This window comes from Pseudoalteromonas sp. 0303, assembly GCF_013349995.1.
Taxonomy (GTDB): Bacteria; Pseudomonadota; Gammaproteobacteria; order Enterobacterales; family Alteromonadaceae; genus Pseudoalteromonas.
The window spans coordinates 1-457 of sequence record NZ_JABVXF010000144.1 but is presented as its reverse complement, the minus strand read 5'-3'; the positions used below and the strand labels follow the sequence as shown (position 1 = coordinate 457).

1 protein-coding gene is annotated in these 457 nt (G+C 42.7%); it reads right to left on the bottom strand.

Going from position 1 to position 457, the window contains the following annotated elements; translation table 11 throughout:
* Positions 1-457 (bottom strand): fumarylacetoacetate hydrolase family protein (locus tag HUS62_RS22520; RefSeq protein ID WP_175081215.1); only part of this gene is annotated, 457 nt, incomplete at both ends.

The window sequence follows — 457 nt, the reverse complement described above, 5'->3', positions numbered from 1 at the left end:
GGTGGCGTTCCGGTAGAGATAACATCACCCGGTTGTAAACTCATAAATTGGCTGAGATAACTGACGATAAACGCTGGATCAAACACCATGGTTTTTGTGTTGCCGTTTTGATACAGGGTATCGTTCACCTTTAACCACATATCTAAATTAAGTGGATCCGGAACTTCATCTTTGGTGACTAACCATGGACCAAGTGGTCCAAATGTGTCACAGCCTTTCCCTTTATCCCATTGTGAACCACGTTCTAATTGGAAGTTTCGTTCAGATACATCGTTACATATACAATAACCGGCAATGTAATCATAAGCGTTTTCTACATCTACATACGAGGCGTGTTTACCAATGACAATGGCAAGTTCAACTTCCCAGTCTAGCTTTTCGCTATTTTTGGGCTTGATAATATCGTCGTTAGGGCCGCTAATCGCGCTGGTGGCCTTGCTAAATACTTCAGGCTCAT